The following is a 535-nucleotide window of genomic DNA, read 5'->3' as shown; positions in this document are numbered from 1 at the left end:
CCGCATCACTTTTGTCCGTTTTGTTGCGGGTCAGCTCCGTATTGCCAAACGCGTGTATGCGGGCGGGATTTTCGAGGCTGACACAGCAGCCGTTATCGGCCAGCAGGGTGGCAAGTTCAGTGCTGTAGCAGCCCGTCGCTTCCATGCAGACATGGCAGTCGCCAAAACGTGCCAGCCAGCTGAGGAACTCGCGGCATCCGGCAGAGGTGTTGGGGAATTTTTTGGTTTTGTATTTCTGATTAGGCAGCAGGACGGCGACATCAAATTTGAGTTTGGCGATATCAACGCCGACAGGAATAAGCTCCATCATGGCACTCCGTAACCTTATGAATAATATCGCCGGACCATCCTTATATGTGGGTGCTCAGGGCACAGGATACCGTTCGGTCTTGAGGCGACAGGGAAACAGGTTACCGGGGCATAATCTCTCCCACGGGCTCAGTGGCACCAGGGCCGGGTGATGCTCACCGGTAACCTCCCGATGATCAGTCGGGGATCTTCTCCGCAGAAGCGGAGAAGATCAAGACATAAGGGC

The 535-nt window shown here is 55.1% G+C and carries 1 protein-coding gene; it reads right to left on the bottom strand.

Annotation, left to right across the window (positions count from 1 at the left end; genetic code table 11):
- Positions 1-310 (bottom strand): IS110 family transposase (locus QQF33_RS03510; protein WP_285157388.1); only part of this gene is annotated, 310 nt, incomplete at its 3' end.
- Positions 311-535 lie beyond the last annotated feature (225 nt).

Source organism: Lelliottia wanjuensis, assembly GCF_030238365.1.
In the GTDB taxonomy this organism is placed as follows: domain Bacteria; phylum Pseudomonadota; class Gammaproteobacteria; order Enterobacterales; family Enterobacteriaceae; genus Enterobacter; species Enterobacter wanjuensis.
The sequence above is the reverse complement of the archived record's forward strand: the minus strand, read 5'-3'. Positions and strand labels throughout refer to the sequence as shown.